The organism is Pyramidobacter porci (genome assembly GCF_009695745.1).
Taxonomy (GTDB): Bacteria; Synergistota; Synergistia; order Synergistales; family Dethiosulfovibrionaceae; genus Pyramidobacter; species Pyramidobacter porci.
Window position 1 is genome coordinate 152,249 of the sequence record NZ_VUNH01000003.1, and the last position, 17,460, is coordinate 169,708.

Annotated in this window: 15 protein-coding genes and 1 other RNA gene; 13 read left to right on the forward strand and 3 right to left on the reverse strand. The window is 60.2% G+C overall.

Features of this window, described 5'->3' with window-relative positions; all coding sequences use genetic code 11:
- Positions 1–57 precede the first annotated feature (57 nt).
- The 5 genes from sdaAB (at position 58) to FYJ74_RS03970 (ending at position 5,827) form a co-directional block, all read left to right on the forward strand.
- The gene (sdaAB, locus tag FYJ74_RS03950; RefSeq protein ID WP_154528294.1) at positions 58–741 is read left to right on the forward strand and encodes an L-serine ammonia-lyase, iron-sulfur-dependent subunit beta; all 684 of its coding nucleotides are present in this window, start codon (positions 58–60) and stop codon (positions 739–741) included.
- On the forward strand, positions 738–1,619 hold the full coding sequence (gene sdaAA / locus FYJ74_RS03955) for an L-serine ammonia-lyase, iron-sulfur-dependent, subunit alpha (protein WP_154528295.1): 882 nt from the start codon (positions 738–740) through the stop codon (positions 1,617–1,619). Before sdaAB ends, sdaAA begins: the two co-directional genes overlap by 4 nt.
- A 278-nt stretch (positions 1,620–1,897) precedes the next feature.
- Positions 1,898–2,776 carry a methylenetetrahydrofolate reductase [NAD(P)H] gene (gene metF / locus FYJ74_RS03960; protein ID WP_154528296.1) on the forward strand — a complete coding sequence of 293 codons (879 nt, stop codon included), beginning with the start codon at positions 1,898–1,900 and terminating at the stop codon, positions 2,774–2,776.
- On the forward strand, positions 2,776–3,450 hold the full coding sequence (locus tag FYJ74_RS03965) for a vitamin B12 dependent-methionine synthase activation domain-containing protein (protein ID WP_154528297.1): 675 nt from the start codon (positions 2,776–2,778) through the stop codon (positions 3,448–3,450). Before metF ends, FYJ74_RS03965 begins: the two co-directional genes overlap by 1 nt.
- Entirely contained in the window at positions 3,434–5,827 is a 2,394-nt protein-coding gene (locus FYJ74_RS03970; RefSeq protein WP_154528298.1) for a homocysteine S-methyltransferase family protein, read from the forward strand. Before FYJ74_RS03965 ends, FYJ74_RS03970 begins: the two co-directional genes overlap by 17 nt.
- Before the next feature lie 105 nt (positions 5,828–5,932).
- On the opposite strand, the gene FYJ74_RS03975 is transcribed toward FYJ74_RS03970, so the two are convergent.
- Complete coding sequence (locus FYJ74_RS03975; RefSeq protein ID WP_154528299.1) at positions 5,933–6,763, reverse strand: nucleoside phosphorylase; 831 nt, start codon at positions 6,761–6,763, stop codon at positions 5,933–5,935.
- Between the two features lie 145 nt (positions 6,764–6,908).
- Positions 6,909–10,070, reverse strand: coding sequence for a translocation/assembly module TamB domain-containing protein (locus tag FYJ74_RS03980; protein ID WP_154528300.1), 3,162 nt, complete (start codon positions 10,068–10,070; stop codon positions 6,909–6,911).
- Positions 10,071–10,362: 292 nt separating this feature from the next.
- Here FYJ74_RS03980 and FYJ74_RS03985 point away from each other — a divergent pair, with 292 nt between their 5' ends.
- Positions 10,363–10,659, forward strand: a complete 297-nt coding sequence (locus FYJ74_RS03985) for a hypothetical protein (RefSeq protein WP_320633435.1) — start codon at positions 10,363–10,365, stop codon at positions 10,657–10,659.
- A gap of 10 nt (positions 10,660–10,669) precedes the next feature.
- Positions 10,670–11,632, forward strand: a complete 963-nt coding sequence (locus FYJ74_RS03990; protein ID WP_154528301.1) for an ArsA family ATPase — start codon at positions 10,670–10,672, stop codon at positions 11,630–11,632.
- Between the two features lie 71 nt (positions 11,633–11,703).
- On the opposite strand, the gene FYJ74_RS03995 is transcribed toward FYJ74_RS03990, so the two are convergent.
- Entirely contained in the window at positions 11,704–12,189 is a 486-nt protein-coding gene (locus FYJ74_RS03995; protein ID WP_154528302.1) for a DNA-deoxyinosine glycosylase, read from the reverse strand.
- 176 nt (positions 12,190–12,365) lie between these two features.
- Between FYJ74_RS03995 and FYJ74_RS04000 the strand changes: the two genes are divergently transcribed.
- From FYJ74_RS04000 to FYJ74_RS04025, 6 genes are all read left to right on the forward strand, one after another.
- Positions 12,366–12,926, forward strand: a complete 561-nt coding sequence (locus FYJ74_RS04000) for a hydrolase (RefSeq protein ID WP_154528303.1) — start codon at positions 12,366–12,368, stop codon at positions 12,924–12,926.
- A gap of 418 nt (positions 12,927–13,344) precedes the next feature.
- Positions 13,345–13,688: RNase P RNA component class A (gene rnpB / locus FYJ74_RS04005), an RNA gene on the forward strand.
- Between the two features lie 307 nt (positions 13,689–13,995).
- A complete protein-coding gene (mraZ, locus tag FYJ74_RS04010; RefSeq protein WP_195838788.1) occupies positions 13,996–14,433 on the forward strand; it encodes a division/cell wall cluster transcriptional repressor MraZ in 438 nt (145 codons plus the stop codon).
- Entirely contained in the window at positions 14,423–15,364 is a 942-nt protein-coding gene (gene rsmH, locus FYJ74_RS04015) for a 16S rRNA (cytosine(1402)-N(4))-methyltransferase RsmH (RefSeq protein WP_154528304.1), read from the forward strand. The genes mraZ and rsmH overlap by 11 nt, the downstream gene beginning before the upstream one ends.
- 110 nt (positions 15,365–15,474) lie before the next feature.
- Positions 15,475–15,714, forward strand: a complete 240-nt coding sequence (locus FYJ74_RS04020) for a hypothetical protein (protein ID WP_154528305.1) — start codon at positions 15,475–15,477, stop codon at positions 15,712–15,714.
- Between the two features lie 47 nt (positions 15,715–15,761).
- Positions 15,762–17,456 (forward strand): peptidoglycan D,D-transpeptidase FtsI family protein, encoded by a 1,695-nt coding sequence (locus FYJ74_RS04025; RefSeq protein WP_154528306.1) that lies wholly within the window; start codon positions 15,762–15,764, stop codon positions 17,454–17,456.
- The last annotated feature ends 4 nt before the right edge of the window (positions 17,457–17,460 follow it).

Sequence of the window (17,460 nt, forward strand, 5' to 3'; positions counted from 1 at the left end):
CTCCGCAAACGGGCGGCCGCTGATTTTCATCATCCTTCAAAGGAAGAGTCGATCGAGATGTCGTTACTGGATATTGTCGGCCCGGTGATGATCGGGCCGTCTTCGAGCCATACCGCCGGCGCCGTCAGGATCGGCATGCTGGCGCGCCGCCTCTGGGGCTGGAAGCGGCCGCTGCGTTCCGCCAAACTGTTCCTGCGCGGCTCTTTCGCCGCCACCTATTGGGGGCACGGCACTGACCGCGGGCTGGTGGCCGGCCTGCTGCGCATGCAGCCCGACGATCTGCGCATTCCCCGATCGTTTGAAGTCGCCCGCGCGGAAGGGCTGGATTTTTCTTTCGACACGGAAGAGATCGACGGCGCGCATCCCAATTCCGTGCGCGTCGTCATGTCGGACGGCGCGGAACGGTGCGAGGTCGTCGGCGCGTCCATCGGCGGCGGCGCCGTGGAGCTGCGCGCCGTCGACGGTTTTCCCATGGTCGTGCCGTTCGACCAGCCGGCGCTGATCGTCATGCACCGCGACCAGCCGGGCGTCGTTTCGGCCATTACCGGCGAGTTTTACCGCCTCGGGCTCAACGTGGCGCGCATGGAGATGGAGCGCCGCGTGCGCGGCGGCATGGCCGTTTTCGTGTTCGTTCTCGACGGTGCCGTTCCCGCCGATCTGGACGAGCGGATCCGGACGATCGTTCCCGCCTGCCAGCGCGTGATCCTGTTGAAAAGCGCCGAGGAAGGAGCTTCCGCATGAGATCCCTTGAAGAATTGATCGCCCGCGCCGGCGAGCGCGGCTCGCTGCCGGAAGCCGTCCTCGCCATGGACGCCGAAGAGCAGATGATTGACGTAGCCGCGCTGCGTCCGCGGCTGCGCGCGCGTCTCGAAGTGCTGCGCGAAACGGTTAGCGCGGCGCTCGCGGGACATTGGCAGCCGAAGCTGATCGGCGACGATAAGGACAAATACGCGGCGCTCGCCCGCGCGCCGCTGTCGGGCGGTTTGGTCTGGCGCGCCAGCGAGATCGCCGTGGCGCTGGGCACCTGCAACGCCTCGATGGGACGCATCGTCGCCGCTCCGACGGCCGGCAGCTGCGGCATTCTGCCCGGGCTGCTCTTTGCCTGGCAGGAAACGCGGCATGGCGGCGACGAAGAACTTCTGGAAGGGCTGATCGTCGCCGCGGCCGTGGGCGAGATCATTTCCCAGCGCGCCACGCTGGCGGGCGCTTCCGGCGGCTGTCAGGCCGAGTGCGGCGCGGCCGCCGCCATGGGCGCGGCCGCTCTCTGCCACATGGAAGGCGGCTCGCCGGAAGCCTGCTCCCACGCCGTGGCGCTGGCGTTCAAGTCGATCCTCGGACTGGCCTGCGACCCCGTGGCGGGATTGGTGGAATCGCCCTGCGTCAAGCGCAACGGCACGCTCGTTTCCATCGGCGCGATTGCCGCCGACATGGCGCTGGCGGGGATCCGCTCGATCATCCCGCCCGACGAAGTGATCGACGCCATGGGCGATGTCGGCCGCGCCCTGCCGCCTTCGCTGCGCGAAACGGCCCGCGGCGGCTGCGCGCTGACGCCCACGGGCAAGGCGCTGACGAAGAAGCTGAACGAGAACCGCGCGGAAGCGGGAGCGGCTCTCGTCTGAGAGAACGAGAAGGCTTCCCGGCGTCTGCGCAAACAAGCTCTTGCGTCCGTCGATATTCTGTGATACTATCCAAAAATCCGAATAATCGTTTTCCTTTATCCAGAGTCAGGGGAGAGAGTCAGCTCAACGATCCTGCGCCAACCTGTCCGCGTCGTGCGGACGTGGTGGTCCTGCTGACAGCGATAAGCCGCTGGGGCGAGAAAATTTTGCAGCCGTCTTGTCGTGAACAGGGCGGCTGTTTTTTTATGGAAATTTGAGGTAAAAGGAGTCGTGTCCAAATGAACAACGCTTTTGAAAAGATGCTTCCCAATTTCTCCTTCGAAATTTTTCCTCCGAAGAGGACCGGCAGTCTGGAATCGGTTTACGGCACGGTAGACGCGCTGGCCAGCCTGCATCCCGACCTGATCAGCGTCACGTACGGCGCGGGCGGTTCGAACCGCGACAACACGATCGAAATCGCCTCCACGATCCAGAATCGTTACATGCTGCCCGCCGTAGCTCATCTGACCTGCGTGGGCAGTTCGCTGGAACAGACCGACGCGCTGCTGGCGGAGCTGAAGGAAAAAGGCGTGCGCACGATTCTGGCGCTGCGAGGCGACCGCCGCGCCGACGCGGATTTTGGGGACGGTTACTTCAAGCACGCGGCGGAACTTGTGGCTCACATCAAGAAAAATTACGATTTTCGCGTGCTGGGGGCCTGTTATCCGGAGAAACATCCCGAAGCGCCTTCGCTGGAAGCCGATATCGCCCATCTGAAGGAAAAGGTCGACGCCGGCGTGGACGCGCTGATCACTCAGCTCTTCCTGAACAACGACGATTTTTATCGCTTTCGCGATCTGGCGCAGAAAGCCGGCATCAACGTCCCGATCATCGCCGGCATCATGCCGATCACTCAGGCCAGCATGCTGGACAAAGTGGTCTCCCTGTGCGGCGCTTCGGTCCCGCCGGCGGTGCGGCGCTTTGTGGACGCTTACGGCCATAACGCCGAAGCCATCCGGGAAGCGGGGATCGCTTACGCGGCGTCGCAGATCGTCGATCTGCTCGCGTCGGGCGTGGAGGGCATTCACATTTACAGCATGAACAAGGCTGGCGTCACTCGCCAGATCGCCCAAAATATTCACGGCATCCTTTATTCGCTGCGGGTGAAGAAATCCTGATGGAACCGACGCGCAGACAGTTGGAAGAAGCGTTGCGCTATCTCCGCGTGCCTGTTGGGGGGCGCGAGGAAATGTTGGAGCTGGCGCGCGCCGGTTTCGCGGAGCTGGGCAGCTGCGCGAAACCGCGCAAAGTCTGGGGACGGTTCCCGCTGACGGTCGGGGAGCGCGGCATCGCGCTGGGCGACGGCTCGGTGATCTGTGTCTCGCGCGATCTGTCCCGACTGTTCAAAAACTGCCGTTCCTGCATCGTCATGGCGGTGACGCTGGGGCCGGAGGTTGACCGCCGCACGCAGCTTCTCGGCCGCGGCAGCATGAGCCGGGCGCTGTGCCTTGACGCCTGCGCGTCCGTGCGGGCCGATTCGCTTTGCGACGAGATCGAAGACGAAGTCGAGGAAACGCTGCGCGAGGGCGAGTATCTGACGCTGCGTTTCAGCCCCGGTTACGGCGACGTCCCCATGGAGTTTACCGGCGATCTGCTCCGGCTTGTCGACGCGGAGCGCCGCATCGGCCTGACGATGACGCGGAAGGGCATGATGATTCCTATCAAGTCGGTGACGGCGCTGATCGGGATTTCCAGCGTACCGGAACAGCGGCGGCGCAGCTGCGACGACTGCTCCTTTGCGGCCTGCCAATACAGAAGAAAGGGCGGTTTCTGCCATGATGAAAGGATTTGACCGTGTCGTCATGTTCGACGGCGCCATGGGCACGATGCTTCAGAAAAAAGGCCTGAAGCTCCGCGAGATTCCCGAAAGCCTGAACGTGATCCGGCCGGAGCTGATCGAGTCGATCCATCGCGAGTACTTCGTAGCCGGCAGCGATTTCGTGCAGACCAACACGTTCGGCGCCAATCCGTACAAGCTCGGGGGAACGGGCTATGAAACGGGACAGATCGTCGAGGCGGCCGCGAAGATCGCGCGCCGTGCCGCGGACGCTTTTTCCGGCAAAGGGATCCTGCTCGACATCGGTCCTTCGGGGCGTGCCATGGCTCCCGTCGGCGACGCCGATTTCGACGAGATTTACGAATCGGTGGCCCGTCAGGTGCGCGCCGGCGCGGAACTGTGCGACGGCATCCTGCTCGAAACCTTCACCGATCTGCTGGAAGCGAAGGCCTCCGCGCTGGCGGCGCTGGAAAACAGCGACAAGCCGGTGTTTCTGACCATGAGCTTTCAGGCGGATGGACGCACGTTTTTCGGCACGCCCGTGGAAGCCATGATCATGACTTTCGAGGGGCTGGGCCTGTCGGGACTGGGCGTGAACTGTTCGCTGGGGCCGGCCCAGCTGGCGCCGATCGTGAAGAAACTGACCGCTCATTCGCGAGTGCCGGTCATCGTTCAGCCCAACGCCGGCCTGCCGGTCGTGCGCGACGGCGTTTCCGGATGGGACGTGAGCCCCGCTGAGTTCGCGGAGTGGCTTGGACAGTTCGTCGAGTGGGGAGCGGCCTTTGTCGGCGGCTGCTGCGGCACCACGCCGGAATTTCTGGCCGCCGCCCATGACGCGATCGGAGACCGCCGTCTGCGCCGGCGCGAGGTCGCGCCTCTGCGCGGCGTATGCAGCGCCACGCGCGTCGAGCCGTTCGACCGCACCGTGGTCATCGGCGAGCGCCTCAACCCTACCGGCAAAAAACGACTCAAACAGGCGCTGTACGAGCGCGATCTCGACTATGTCGTGCTCGAGGCGCAGAAGCAAAAAGAACAGGGCGCCGAGGTACTCGACGTCAACGTGGGACTGCCCGACGTCGACGAGCCGGCCATGCTTCGGGACGTCGTCACGGAGCTTCAGGGCGCCGTCGATCTGCCGCTTCAGCTCGACTCGGCCAACGCCGCGGCGCTGGAAGCGGCCGCCCGGCGCTACGCGGGAAAGCCGCTGCTGAATTCCGTCAGCGGCAAAGAGTCCAGCCTCGCCAGCGTGTTGCCCGTGGCGAAAAAATACGGCGCCTGCGTGCTCGGCCTCTGCTTCGACGACGAAGGCATCCCCCCGACCGCCGAAGCGCGGCTCGCCGTGGCGCAGAAAATCGTCGGCCGCGCTGCGGCGCTGGGCATTCCCAAAGACGACGTTTTCATCGACTGTCTGACGCTGACCGCCTCCGCGCAGCAGGATCTGGCGCTGGAAACGATCAAGGCCGTGCGCCTGGTCGGCGAGCGTCTCGGCGTCAAAACGACGCTGGGCGTGAGCAACGTTTCCTTCGGCCTGCCGCGCCGCCCGCTGATCAACCGGACGATGCTGGCTGCGGCGCTGGCGAACGGACTCAGCGCCGCCATCGTCAATCCCGGCGAGAAGAACGTGCAGGAGACGCTGGCCGCCTGGCGGGTGCTCAGCGCCCAGGACCGCGACGCCAAAGGATATATCGATTACTGCGCCGCCAATCCCGAAGAGACGGCGTCCGCTCCGCGTGCCGCCGCCGTTTCGGATCGGGGAAAATTTTCCGGCGGCCTCGGCGAAGCGGTCGCCCGCGGCCTGAAAGACGAAGCCCGCGCCTGCGCGGCCGAGCTCGTCAAAAAACGGCCGCCGCTCGAGATCATCGAGGAAACGCTGATTCCCGCGCTCGACGCCGTGGGGCGCGATTACGAGGCGCAGAAAATCTATCTGCCGCAGCTGATAAAATCGGCCGACGCCGCGAAGGCGGCCCTCGAAGTGGTGAAGGCCGTGCTGGCCGGCGGTCAGAGCGGCGCGCCCCGCAGCGGTCCAAAGGTTATCGTCGCGACGGTCTATGGCGACGTGCACGACATCGGCAAGAACATCGTCAAGGTGATCATGGAAAATTACAATTTCGACGTGATCGATCTTGGCAAGGACGTGTCCGCGGATGCCATCGTGGCCGCCGTCAAAAAGACGGGGGCTGCGGTGGTCGGCCTCAGCGCCCTGATGACCACCACGGTCGCCAGCATGAAAGAAACGATCGCCGCGCTGCGGCGCGAGTGTCCGGAAGTGCGCGTCATCGTCGGCGGCGCGGTGCTTACGCCCGATCTGGCCCGTCACGTCGGCGCCGACCGCTATGCCCGCGACGCCATGGACACCGTGCGCGCGGCGGAGGAGTTTCTGTCGCGAAAATAAGAAAAGGGATCTGACCTCGGCATGAGTTCAGATCCCTTTTTGATTGCTTCTGACGGCGACGTGCGGAAAAAATTCGCCGTGCGGCGCTTGCGCACGCCGCGCCTTTTACCCGAGCCGCGGCGTCCAGTGCTTCTTGCCGGCGGCGCGTTTTTTCGCGTCGCGGCCGCAGAGGATCTGAACCGCCCGATTGCAGGCGGCCATGGCCGGTTCGAGCGGAACCGAGAGCATCTCGTCGGTGACGCGGTTGGCGACGGCCACGCAGAGGCAGCCGCTGCGGAAGCCGTACAGGTTGCTCATCGTGAAGAGCGTGGCCGCTTCCATCTCGAAATTGAGCACACGGGCGCGGCGCATGTCCTCGACGATGTTCTCGAAGAACGACTGCCGGTAGCCGCGGTAACCGGGACGCCCCTGACCGCAGTGGAACGAGCCGGTGGAGCAGGTGAGCCCCACGTGATACGCCAGGTCGAGTTCCTCGCAGGCCTCGATCAGCGCCAGCGTCACCTCGTGATCGGCGGAGGCCGGATAGCGGTCTTCCACGTAGAGATTGCTGGCGCCGTCGTGACGCACCGCCGCCGTGTTGACGATCAGATCGCCGCAGGCGATGTCTTTCTGGATGACGCCGCAGGTGCCGAGGCGGATGAACGTGTCGGCGCCGACGCGGAGCAATTCTTCCACGGCGATGGCAGTCGAGGGGCCGCCCATGCCCGTGGAAGTGACGGAAACGGGCGCGCCGCCGGTCGCTCCCGTAAACGTGCGGTGCTCGCGGTTGCCGGCGACGAAGCGCCGCTCGTCCCATGTCGCGGCGATCAAGTCGGCGCGGCCGGGATCGCCGGGCAAAAACACATAAGGCGCCACGTCGCCGGGCGCGCACTGGATGTGGTACTGCCGACCCCCCATCTCCGGCGCGTCGGCGCTGGATTTCCAGTTTTCCGTCATGATCAGGTCACTCCTTCTGCGCCGTTGAAATTCAATGACAGCGCGAAACTTTACGAAAAATTATAACATGACAGCGAAAAGACGACAAAAGCCCGTGCGGCTGAAATGCACGGGCTTTTGCGAACTTGCGGAAGACGGGACGCGCTTATTTCTTTTTGCCGTTTTTGTCTTTCGTTTTGAGCTTGGCGGGATCGGGGCCGACGGGAAGAGGATAGCTGAGAGAGTAGCGCTGATACGTTTTTTTCTGCCCGGCGTCTTCGGTCCAGTCGGTGGTCGCCACGTCGGCATAGCTGCCTTCGCCTCCGAATTTCATCAGGCCGATGTTGAACTCTCCGTAATTTTTGCCGGAAACTTCCAGATCGAAGTCGCGGAACTGCGTGGCGAGGCTGCCGCCGATGAATTTTTGCAGGAAGTTGGAGGCGAGGCTTTCGGCGGAAACGTTGCCCGACACGCCGGCCTGCATGACGGCGCCGAGCCCGCCTAGCAAACCGTTGAGAACGCGCATGTTGACGCTGCCGCTGACGAGCATGTGGTACACGTTGTCGCCGCGCTGCAGCAGATCTTTGGGGATCATGGCGGGATCCAGTCTGGGGAGCGTGCGTCCCCGCTTCCATGCCGTGCCGGTGAAGGAAACGAAGTGAAAGAACGTGTCGTCGGGCCAGGCCGTGATGGCGCTGCCGGGCAGGACGAAGACCTCGCCGTCGTTGACGTTGAAGAAAACGTTGCCGTGCTGGATCTTGAACGGGTCTTTACCGGTGACGGCAAGTTGTCCCGGATATTTGTCGACGACGACGTCCCGGATGCGGATCCTGCCGTCGCCCTGCACCAGCGTGGTCAGGCCGGAACGGACTGTGCCCCTGAAGCTGACTTCGCTTTTCCCGGCGAGCTGCGCCGGCGGCGCAAAAGGCGCGGCAAGGCGGTTCAGGTCGATGTCCTTGCCGTTCAGCTGCACCGAATAAGTTCCTTTGGCCACGTCGCCGTCCGCTTTTACATGGAACGTGCCGCCACCGAGTTCGAACTGTCCGTCGGGAATATCCATTTTGTTCTGTCTGAAAGCGAAGGGAATCAGCACGTTGCTTACCGGCGCCTGCGCAACGGTGACGAGCGGCGAAGCGGCCTGACCGGTCAGACTGACGTCGCTGCCGTCGATCTCGCTGTGGACGGCGAGCGAAACGCGGCCGTCCGCGACGCCGGTCAGAGAGGGATCGAGCGCGTCGAGGCGGACCGTGGTGGCCGTCACGTCGAACGCGCCTTTCAGTCCCTTTTTGAAATCCACCGTGCCGGTGATCTCGGAGCGGCGGTCGCCCAAGGCGATCGAAGCCTTTACGTCGACATGACTGTCTTTTAACTCGGCCGCGCCTTTGGGATTGACGATCTTGAATCCGCTGACCTGGATCTCTTCGCTTTCCAGTTCGGCGCTGACGTGCGGTCTTTCCAGAGAACCCTTGACGAGGAGAGAGGCCGTCACGCTGCCGGCAAATTTCATCGTGTTGGGAAGGATTTCCGTCAAATCCATTTTTTCCACGTCGAGCCGCAGGTCGAGCGACGAGCGGCGCCTGTCGAGCGGCAGGACGACGGTTCCGCCGCCGCCGAAGGGAGCGTCACGTTTGGTGCGCCCTTTCGTCTCCACGTTTATCTTTTCGCGGCCGCCGCTGACGTTCAAGGCGACTTCTTTGACGCCGAACTGACCGGCGTCCAGCCTGTCGATGCGCGAATCGAGCGCGAGCTCGGGCCTGGCCGTCGTGCCTCCCAGATGAAATGTGCCATGAACAGTGCCGCTGACGGTCCTGCCGGGAACGGCCGAGCCGAGGTCGAGGCGTTCGGCCAGACCGTTCAGATCGAGCGCCGGCGCCTTGCCGGTCAGGCCGACGGTTCCCTGAAGCTGGACGCGCCCCTTGAAGACGTGGGCGGAAAGATGCTCTACCGTCAGTTCCTTGCGGCCGGCCAGCACGTCGGCCGCAATATCGGAAACCACGTACTGCTTCTGGACCGTCAGGCGCGGCAGACGCATCGACAGGCGGGCTTTCGGCTGCGCCAGCGTGCCCGTGACGCCGAGCTCGGCATGGAGCGCGCCGTCGAGCCCTGCGCTTGCGGTTTCGGGAAAACATGAAGCAAGGTTTTTCAGCGCCAGCGAGGGCATTGAAGCCTTTACGTCCAGCGCCGCGTCCGGCGTCAGCCCCAGCGAGCCTTTGACCGAAAGCGGCGAACCCAGAAGATTTGCGGAGAGGTCCATCTGCACGGCGGCGCCGTTCAGGCTGACGACGCCCTCCACGTTGTCGGCCCGGTATTTTTGGTAAGCGATGTCGCCGTTTTTCAGAGCGATCGTGCCCGTCGGCCGGGCAAGGGATCCCGCGATATGCGCCCGAAGGCTTTCCAACGTGCTTGCCCCCAGCCCGGGAACCCACTTGCGCAAAGGCTTGAAGTCAACTTTTTGCAGCGTCAGGTCGGCGGCGATGCGCGGATCCTTGGCCGCCGCGTCGATGGAAGCGCTGCCTTTGACGAGAGCGCCGAGCAGCGTGCCTTCGAGTTTTTTCAGCGCGATCTGCCCGTCTTGCAGCGACGCCTGCATCTGCACGTCGCTTTGCAGCGCGCGCAGGCGCAGTTCGACCCGTTCCGGCAGGCCCGTTTCCGTGACGGCGAACGTGCCGTCGAGGCGAATCTGTTCCTTTAAATAATCGGCGTCGAGTTCCAGCGTGTAGGCCAGTTTGTTCGGTTCCGGCTGTTCGACGCTCAGGCGTTCGACCCGCCAGCCCAGAGAACCGGACAGATCCCTGGCGATGAAACTTTGCGGCGTGACGATCGACAAAAGGGCGATCCCATCTCCGTCTTTCGAGGGCTTTTGAGGCGGAGCGGGAAAATCTTTTTGTGCCGCGGCGGCCAGCCGCGCCAGCCGGTTCTCTTTGACGCGCAGCCCTTCCAGCTCGCCGCGCAGGATCACTTTGCGCCGCCGCCAGCTTTCTTCGGGATCGACGGCGACGAAAATTCTCCGCACGGCGACGATGGCGGGGTCGTTTTTGTCGCCGACGGTCAGTCCGAGCAGTTCGTAACCGTCGAACGGACTGCCGCCGAACTTTTCGAAGGCAGCGCTGAGATACTGCATTTTCGAAAAGTATTTGCCCGCACCGAAGGCGACGATGTCGGTGACCAGCGGTCCCCCCCAGATCACGAAGCCAGCCAGCCCGACCATAATCGCAACCAGCGCCAGGAATATCTTGGGAACGAGAGACCAGCGAAGTCGTTTTTTGCCGTTCCGCTTTTGAGGAAGCGGGGCTTTGTCTTTTATCGCGTCGATGATCATCAACCCCATTCCAGCAACGCCCTGGTAAATGTCCATGGAATTTTTTGATACTGCGAATTTCATTGTAATATTTTGAAGGACCTCAGGCAAGAGGACATGGGAAGAGTTCCTCATGGTTCGTCAGGCGGGACGTTCGATTGCCCGCACGGCAGAGAGCGGTTTCGCCGGATGAAATGGGGCCCGCGGCAAAATCGGACATCCTGTTCTCTTCAGCAGCACCGATGTGCCGGAGTGGTGTATAATAAGCAAAACGGCGAGCTGTGCGGGATGAGATGACGATTATGCGTAGAGGTGAAGTGGAGTGAACGGAACTTTTAAAGAAAAAATGGCCGTCGCGTGGGAGTGGATTCGTCTCTTTTTCTGGGGAGCTTCGTTTGACAAGCGCATGGGCGTTGTTCGCAAGGAGGCTTACGACGTCAACGACGAGCTGATGCTGCTGCTTTTCGGCGATTATCTGGGCATTCCCAATCCGGTTTCCTACTATATGATGGAGCTGCTGCCTTACATTGCGAAGGATATCCCCGGCTGGGAGCGCCGCATGATGAACCGGCAGATGCTCATCGCGGAAAAGGCTGGACAGTACGGATTTGACGGCTAAGGAGAAAATCATGGCTTATAAACGGTTCACATTCTTCGGCGGCAAGGGCGGTACCGGCAAGACAACGTGTTCGTCGGCTTATGCGCTTCATCTGGCTCGCCAAGGTGTGCGCACGCTGGCGGTGTCCACTGATCCGGCTCATTCTCTGGCCGATGCGTTTGGCACCGGAATCGGCAGCTCAGTGGTCAAGCTCGAGGAGAATCTCTGGGGACTGGAGATCGACGCTGCGCTCGAAGCGAAGAAATACATGGAAGGCATTCGCGAACAGATGCGCCAGATCGTCAGTCCCGCGATTGTGGAGGAGGTCGACAAGCAGCTGCGCATTGCTTATGTGTCTCCCGGTTCGGAAGAATCGGCGATCTTCGATTGTTTTGTCGATCTGATGGAGCAAGCGGGGCAGAAGTACGACGCGATCGTTTTCGACACGGCCCCAACCGGGCACACGCTGCGTCTGTTGACGTTGCCCGAAGTGCTCGGCATGTGGATGGAACATCTGCTGGAGAAGCGCCGCAAAGCTATGGATATGATGCGTCTGGCCTCTCATTATGAACGCGACCTGCTTGAGAAGCTGAAAGAAGATCCCGTTTTCGATCTTTTGACTCGCCGCCGCGACCGTTTCCAGCGTGCCCGCGAATTATTGACCAATCACGAACTGACGACCTTCCACTTTGTGCTCAACGCCGAAAAATTGGCAGTTCTCGAAACGGAGCGAGCCGTGGCCCTGATGAATGAGTTCGAAATCGCCGTGGGGCCGCTGATCGTCAACCGCGTCATGCCGCCGGAAACGGGAAGTTTTTTCGAGAAAAAAAGGGCTCAGCAGACTCAATATCTCGAGCAGATCCAAAAAGAGTTCGGACAGTACGGCATCGTGCAGTTGCCGATGCTCGACGGCGACATCGAAGGCATGCAGGAGCTGGAAAAGCTCCTGCCCCTGCTGGCCGTGCTCGACGCGGAGAAAATCGCCGCCTCGTGACGCGACGGCACAGAAGCGGACGGAAGACGCCCAGCGCCTTCCGCCCGCTTCCCTCTTTTGCGAGCGCGCTCCTACAGCCAGGGAAGAATGGCGCCGTAGGCGGCGCAAAGCCGTTCGAAAGATACGGCGCAGTTGGCAGGACTGGTGGAGGGAAGCGCTATCGCGGGATGTTTCGTAACCGGCTCAATCAGTTTGCGGTAAAAAGCGGCTGATTTTGCGCCAGTGCAGAAAATGGCCTGAATCGGAGCGCGATCGAGAACGACCGATAGATCGTTGGGCACCGGGCGCTTGATCGAGGCGTCGCTGGCGCCTTCGATCTCGCACGAGCGCAGCACGTCCCACAGAGCGATACGATGGCGAAGGACGAACCCTCGCCGAGCCTCTCGGTCGAAAGGAATCTCGCTTTTGAAAAGCGCCGCCAGAACTTTCCAGAAACGGTTCTGCGGGTGGGCGTAATAGAACCCGGCTTCCCGCGATTTCGGCGAGGGCATGGTGCCGAGGATCAGAACGCGAGATGAGGCGTCGAAAACAGGTTCCAGAGGATGAACGATGAGCATATGGTTTTCCTCCTGCGCAAAGACGTGTGACCTTATTCTTATTATAGAGCAGTCGCCAGTTGGATTAAAGTGGAACGCGCCGGTTTGATTCGCACCGTGCAAAAGAGTACAATAAAAGACACGCCGCCGCAGGGCGGCTCTTTCATCCGAAAATTTTCAGGGGAGGTTGTTGCGCGATGATACCGACACCGCAGGAGGCCTATGAACTGTTGAAAGAATACAACACGGGGGAGTTTCATCTCAAACATGGCCGTATCGTCGGCGATGTGATGCGCTGGTTTGCCGTCGACCAGGGATTTGGCGACGAGGCCGACTTTTGGCAGACGGTGGGAATTCTTCACGACCTCGATTTCGAAAAATATCCCGAGCAGCACTGTGTCAAAGAAGAAGAGATCATGCGCGAGCACGGCGTCGACGAACGCATAATTCACGCGACGACCAGTCATGGCTTTGGCCTGACGGGGATTGCCGCCCGACCGGAGCACCGGATGGAAAAAATCCTCTTCGCCGCCGATGAACTGACCGGTCTGATCGGCGCTGTGGCGGTCATGCGTCCCTCCAAGAGCGTGAGCGACCTCGAAGTGAAGTCCGTGAAGAAAAAATTCAAGGACAAAAGTTTCGCCGCTGGCTGTTCACGCGACGTAATCCGTCAGGGAACCGAGATGCTGGGCTGGGAACTTGACGAACTGATCGGCAAAACAATAGAGGCGATGCGCGCCAGCGAAAACGCGGACTGAAAAACGCGCTGAAAGGGCGAGAGGTCGACGCCCTTTTGTGAAGAACGAGCGCTTGCCGGCGTTTTAGTAAAAAATGAGCCGTCCTTCCGGAAGGGCGGCTCATTTTACCTCCTTAACGCTCTGATACTACTCCTCAATTAAAAGGCTGAACACAAGGGCGCTGCGAGGGAGTCCAGTCGCTCGAACATACTCGACTGCTGCGCAGTCTGCGCAACTCGCTTTGTGAATCTCCCTCGCAGCGCCCGGCAAACTATGTCAATGCTTTTTATCAAGAAATAGTATGAGTGCGTTTATTATAACGTCTTTAAAAGCGAAATGGTTTCTGCCATCGGACTTCCCCCGGCAGGAGCGCCGCGTGGGAGCGTTGGCGGAAAATTGCGGCGTGACGCGAGCACGAAACGATGATATACTTCAGAACCGGAGTGGTCCTGATAGTCGCTGCCGTGCGAACGGGAGAGGAAAGTCCGGGCTCCACAGGGCAAGACGCTGGATAACGTCCAGTTGGCGCGAGCCACAGGAAAGTGCAACAGAGAGCAGACCGCCCGGTTCCCGCACCGGGTCAGGGTGAAAGGGTGGGGTAAGAGCCCACCGGGCGACAGGCGACTGTCGTGCCTGGCAAACCCCGTCTGGAGCAAGATCGAATAGGGAGGGCCGAGGCTGCCCGCTGACCTCCGGGTACAGATCGCTTGAGACATGCAGCAATGCATGTTCTAGATAAATGACTATCCCAGACAGAACCCGGCTTACGGGCCACTCCGTCATTCCGTAAAAATATAAACAGCTTAAAAGTCCCATGTTACACAAATAATATTTTGAATTATCTGCATTTATCCTGTAATTAATAATTCTAAGATTTCGATAATTTATCATGGATCTTCCCCAGCTTGGGGAAGATCCAATTTTTTTGCTCTCGTTTTGTCGTCTTTTTCTTTGTTGGGGGTATAGCTCGTCAACAAATATGTCGAAGCTTCATTTTGCTACGATTGAGAGGATCTTTCAGCTTATTGACCCTCCTCGAAAAAAACGATATTCTGGCCACGGTGGAGTAAAGTGGTAGAAAGTGGGGAAAATGGACATGTTCATGGGAAGCTACGACCATCGCATAGACAACAAGGGACGACTCGTCATGCCGGCGAAGTTTCGTTCCCAGATGGGGGACACCGTGGTCTGCACGGTGGGCCTCGATAATTGTCTTGCCGTCTACCCCATGGACGCGTGGAACGTATATCTGCAGAAGCTCCAATCGCTGCCATTCACCAAGGGACAGGCCCGCCAGTTTATGCGCACGCTGCTTGGGGCGGCGGAGGAACTTCCCGTGGATGGGCAGGGACGCATTCTGCTTTCTGCAAAACTGCGCAAATATGCGCTGTTAAGCGACGCGGTCGTCGTCAATGGAGTCAACGATCATCTGGAAATCTGGAACAGCGAGAAATGGGCCGCCAGTAATGACGAAATGCTGGAGAACTTCACTTCCCTGGCCGAGGGGGTGTCGGATCTTGGAGTTTGAGCACGTTCCCGTGCTCCTGACGAAAGTCGTCGAGAGCATGGATCTCAAAGCCGACGCGTTGATCGTCGACGGCACGCTGGGATTGGGCGGTTATTCGGAAGCGTTTTTGAAGCGCTCTCCCCGGTGGAGGGTCATTGGCATCGATCGTGATGAACGGGCGCGAGACATCGCCCGTCAGCGGCTGGCCCCTTTTGGGGAACGTTTTTTGGCTCTCGACGGAGATTTTCGGAACATGAGAGAACTTTGCGCGTCTGTCGAGATTCAGACAGTTGACTGTGTGGTGCTCGATCTGGGCGTGTCGAATATGCAGCTGGCCGACAGTCAACGCGGTTTTTCATTCCGCGAGGACGGGCCGCTGGATATGCGGATGAATCCCGCTGGAGGAGCTCGAGCGGCGTCGGAATTAGTGAATGAACTTTCGCGAGAATCTCTGACGGATATTTTTCGAAAGTACGGTGAAGAGCGTTTCGCCTGGAGCATCGCCGGCGAGATCGTCAAAGAACGGCTGAAAAGGCCGATAGCGACCACGGCGGAACTGGTCGATGTGATCCGCCGGGGGATTCCCGCCCCGGTGATGCGCAAGATGAACGGCCATCCGGCGCGCAAGGTGTTCCAAGCCTTGCGGATTGCGGTGAACGACGAACTGGGCGCGCTGGAGCGGGGCTTGAGCGAAGCTTTTTCGCTCCTGGTAGAGGAAGGGCGGCTGCTTGTCGTGACGTACCACTCGTTGGAGGACCGCATCGTCAAGCGGCGGTTTAAGGAGTGGAACGAAGAGGGGAAAGGCGTTCTGGAGCCGCGAAAGGGACAGGTTCCTGACGACGAGGAAGTGGAACGCAACCCGAAGTCGCGTAGCGCACGGCTTCGCGGCTTTCTCAAGAAAAACATGTCGAACAAGGTGAAAGGGCGGATCGGACCATGGCGCAGGGTGTAAGATATTCGAGAAGAAATTCCGGGAAGTTTGGACAGGCGTTAGTGATGTTCTTTATCACTTCAATTATGTGTCTGGGGCTTCTGTCGATGCTGAGGAACGATTCTCAGCGGATGGATGAGGCTATCTCTGCGGTTCAGGGACAGCTGGATACGTGCGAGAAAGAATGCCGCGATCTGGAGCGCGAAGCGGCGGCCATGATGTCGCCCCGCGTGATCTATACTTATGCGGCCCATCAGCTCGGCATGACTCAGGTTCATCTGGCGGGCGCCGTCCGTCTGGATGGCGTCGGGCGCTCCAGCGGCACAAGGGCCGCTTCTCTGATCGGTTCGGAAGTCGTGTTGTCTCGTTAATGATGATAATGGGGAATCGCTTTTGACGGAGAACGGGTGACGAGGAAATGCCGGAAGGGAGAACGGGTGAGACGAAAAGAGAGCCGTGCTGCAGAAAAATTCAGTGGTGTCTCGTCTTTATCGTGATGGCCTGGTATCTGGCCGCGCTGGTGAAGGTCCATATTTACCCGGATCGTCGGGCGGCCGAGCAGCTCGCCAAGCAATATCAGCAGAACGAGCGCAAGGCGATGGACCGGGGCAGCATCTATGACGGCCGCGGCGAGCCGCTGGCTCTCTCCGTTACGACATACAGCGTGTTTCTCGATCCGGGAGTGGAAGGTTTTGAGCCCGGCAGTCTCGACAATCTGGCGCCTTATATCGGCAAGGTGAAAGTGCAGGCCCTGGGCAAAAAATTGGATCGTCGCTTTTATTGGATCAAACGTTATCTTGAGCGCAGCGAAGCAGAAGAGATCGTAAAGAACTGCGGCAAGGGATTTTACATCAGAGAGGAACGCAAACGGATCTACCCGAAGGGAAATATGCTTTCACACCTGCTGGGATTCTGCGATCAGGACGGCTGGGGGCTTGCCGGCATCGAGCTGATGTGGAACGGCACGCTGGTGGTTCCCGAAAAAATGCACACGAGTTACCGTGGCGCGCCGGCGGCCGTGGACGTGACGCAGGGGGCGAAGTCCCACAGCGGAAAGCAGGGATTGTACCTGACCATCGATTCTGAAATACAATATGCAATAGAGCGTTTTCTTGGCGCTCAAGCCGCCGAGATCAAGGCTCCCTGGGCGGCGGGAATTTGTCTGGAAACGAGGACCGGCGCCATCAAGGCCATGGCCAGTTATCCCGTTTTCGATTCAAACAATCGTTCTACATTCAAGAATCTGAAAGCCTTGAGCAACAATGCCGTAAACCGGGTGTACGAACCGGGGTCGACCTTTAAACCCATTATGGTCGCCATGGCGCTTGAACAGGGAAGAGTGAAACAGGGCGATTCATTCCGTTGTCCCGCGCATTTGAAGGTGGCCGACGGTTATATCAGCGATTCCCATCCGAAGGACAACGGCGTCATGAAGGTGGCACAGATCATCGAAAAATCGTCGAACGTGGGCATGGCCCAGATCGGCATGAAAATGCCTCCCTTCAGTACGTATGAGGAAATGCGCTCTTGGGGGATCGGTTCCCGCACGGGCATCAAACTGAACGGTGAGGAAGTGGGGCTGTTGCCGACGGCTGACAAGTGGTACGGGATCACTCCGGCGAACGTCGCCATCGGGCAAGGTTTCGCGGTGACGCCGCTTCAGCTTGTCACGGCTTTCAACGCTATCGTCAACGACGGCGTGCTCCTCCGTCCTTATCTGGTGCGTTCGGCCGTCGACGGCGAAGGGCATCAGGTGTATCACTCCGAACCGATGGAGGTGAACCGCGTCGTCTCGCCGCGAAATTCCAAATGGCTTCGCGGCGTCCTGCGCCAGGTAGTGGTCAGCGGCACGGGCAAACCGGCCGACAGCGAGCTGGTCCACGTAGCCGGAAAAACCGGTACCGCTCAGGTTGCCCGGAACGGGAAGTACGTCAAAGGGCTTTACAATTCGTCCATGATCGGCTTCTGGCCCGCGAACGATCCTGAGTATACCATGCTGATCGTTTTCGGCGATGTGACGGGCAGTTTGTACTACGGCGGTCCCGTCGCCGGTTCGGTTTTTAAAAAAATTGTCGACGAAGTGGAACGTCTGAAGGGCATCGGAGTCAAGTAAGAGG

What these genes read in the sequence shown, in the direction of transcription:
- FYJ74_RS04020 (WP_154528305.1), top strand. Translation starts at nt 15,475, where the DNA reads ATGGATGAGGCTATCTCTGCGGTTCAGGGACAGCTGGATACGTGCGAG.
- sdaAA (WP_154528295.1), top strand. Translation starts at nt 738, where the DNA reads ATGAGATCCCTTGAAGAATTGATCGCCCGCGCCGGCGAGCGCGGCTCG.
- mraZ (WP_195838788.1), top strand. Translation starts at nt 13,996, where the DNA reads ATGGACATGTTCATGGGAAGCTACGACCATCGCATAGACAACAAGGGA.
- FYJ74_RS03975 (WP_154528299.1), bottom strand. Translation starts at nt 6,763, where the DNA reads ATGACGGAAAACTGGAAATCCAGCGCCGACGCGCCGGAGATGGGGGGT.
- FYJ74_RS03995 (WP_154528302.1), bottom strand. Translation starts at nt 12,189, where the DNA reads ATGCTCATCGTTCATCCTCTGGAACCTGTTTTCGACGCCTCATCTCGC.
- FYJ74_RS03970 (WP_154528298.1), top strand. Translation starts at nt 3,434, where the DNA reads ATGATGAAAGGATTTGACCGTGTCGTCATGTTCGACGGCGCCATGGGC.
- FYJ74_RS03980 (WP_154528300.1), bottom strand. Translation starts at nt 10,070, where the DNA reads ATGGGGTTGATGATCATCGACGCGATAAAAGACAAAGCCCCGCTTCCT.
- FYJ74_RS03990 (WP_154528301.1), top strand. Translation starts at nt 10,670, where the DNA reads ATGGCTTATAAACGGTTCACATTCTTCGGCGGCAAGGGCGGTACCGGC.
- FYJ74_RS04000 (WP_154528303.1), top strand. Translation starts at nt 12,366, where the DNA reads ATGATACCGACACCGCAGGAGGCCTATGAACTGTTGAAAGAATACAAC.
- FYJ74_RS03965 (WP_154528297.1), top strand. Translation starts at nt 2,776, where the DNA reads ATGGAACCGACGCGCAGACAGTTGGAAGAAGCGTTGCGCTATCTCCGC.
- metF (WP_154528296.1), top strand. Translation starts at nt 1,898, where the DNA reads ATGAACAACGCTTTTGAAAAGATGCTTCCCAATTTCTCCTTCGAAATT.
- sdaAB (WP_154528294.1), top strand. Translation starts at nt 58, where the DNA reads ATGTCGTTACTGGATATTGTCGGCCCGGTGATGATCGGGCCGTCTTCG.
- FYJ74_RS04025 (WP_154528306.1), top strand. Translation starts at nt 15,762, where the DNA reads ATGCCGGAAGGGAGAACGGGTGAGACGAAAAGAGAGCCGTGCTGCAGA.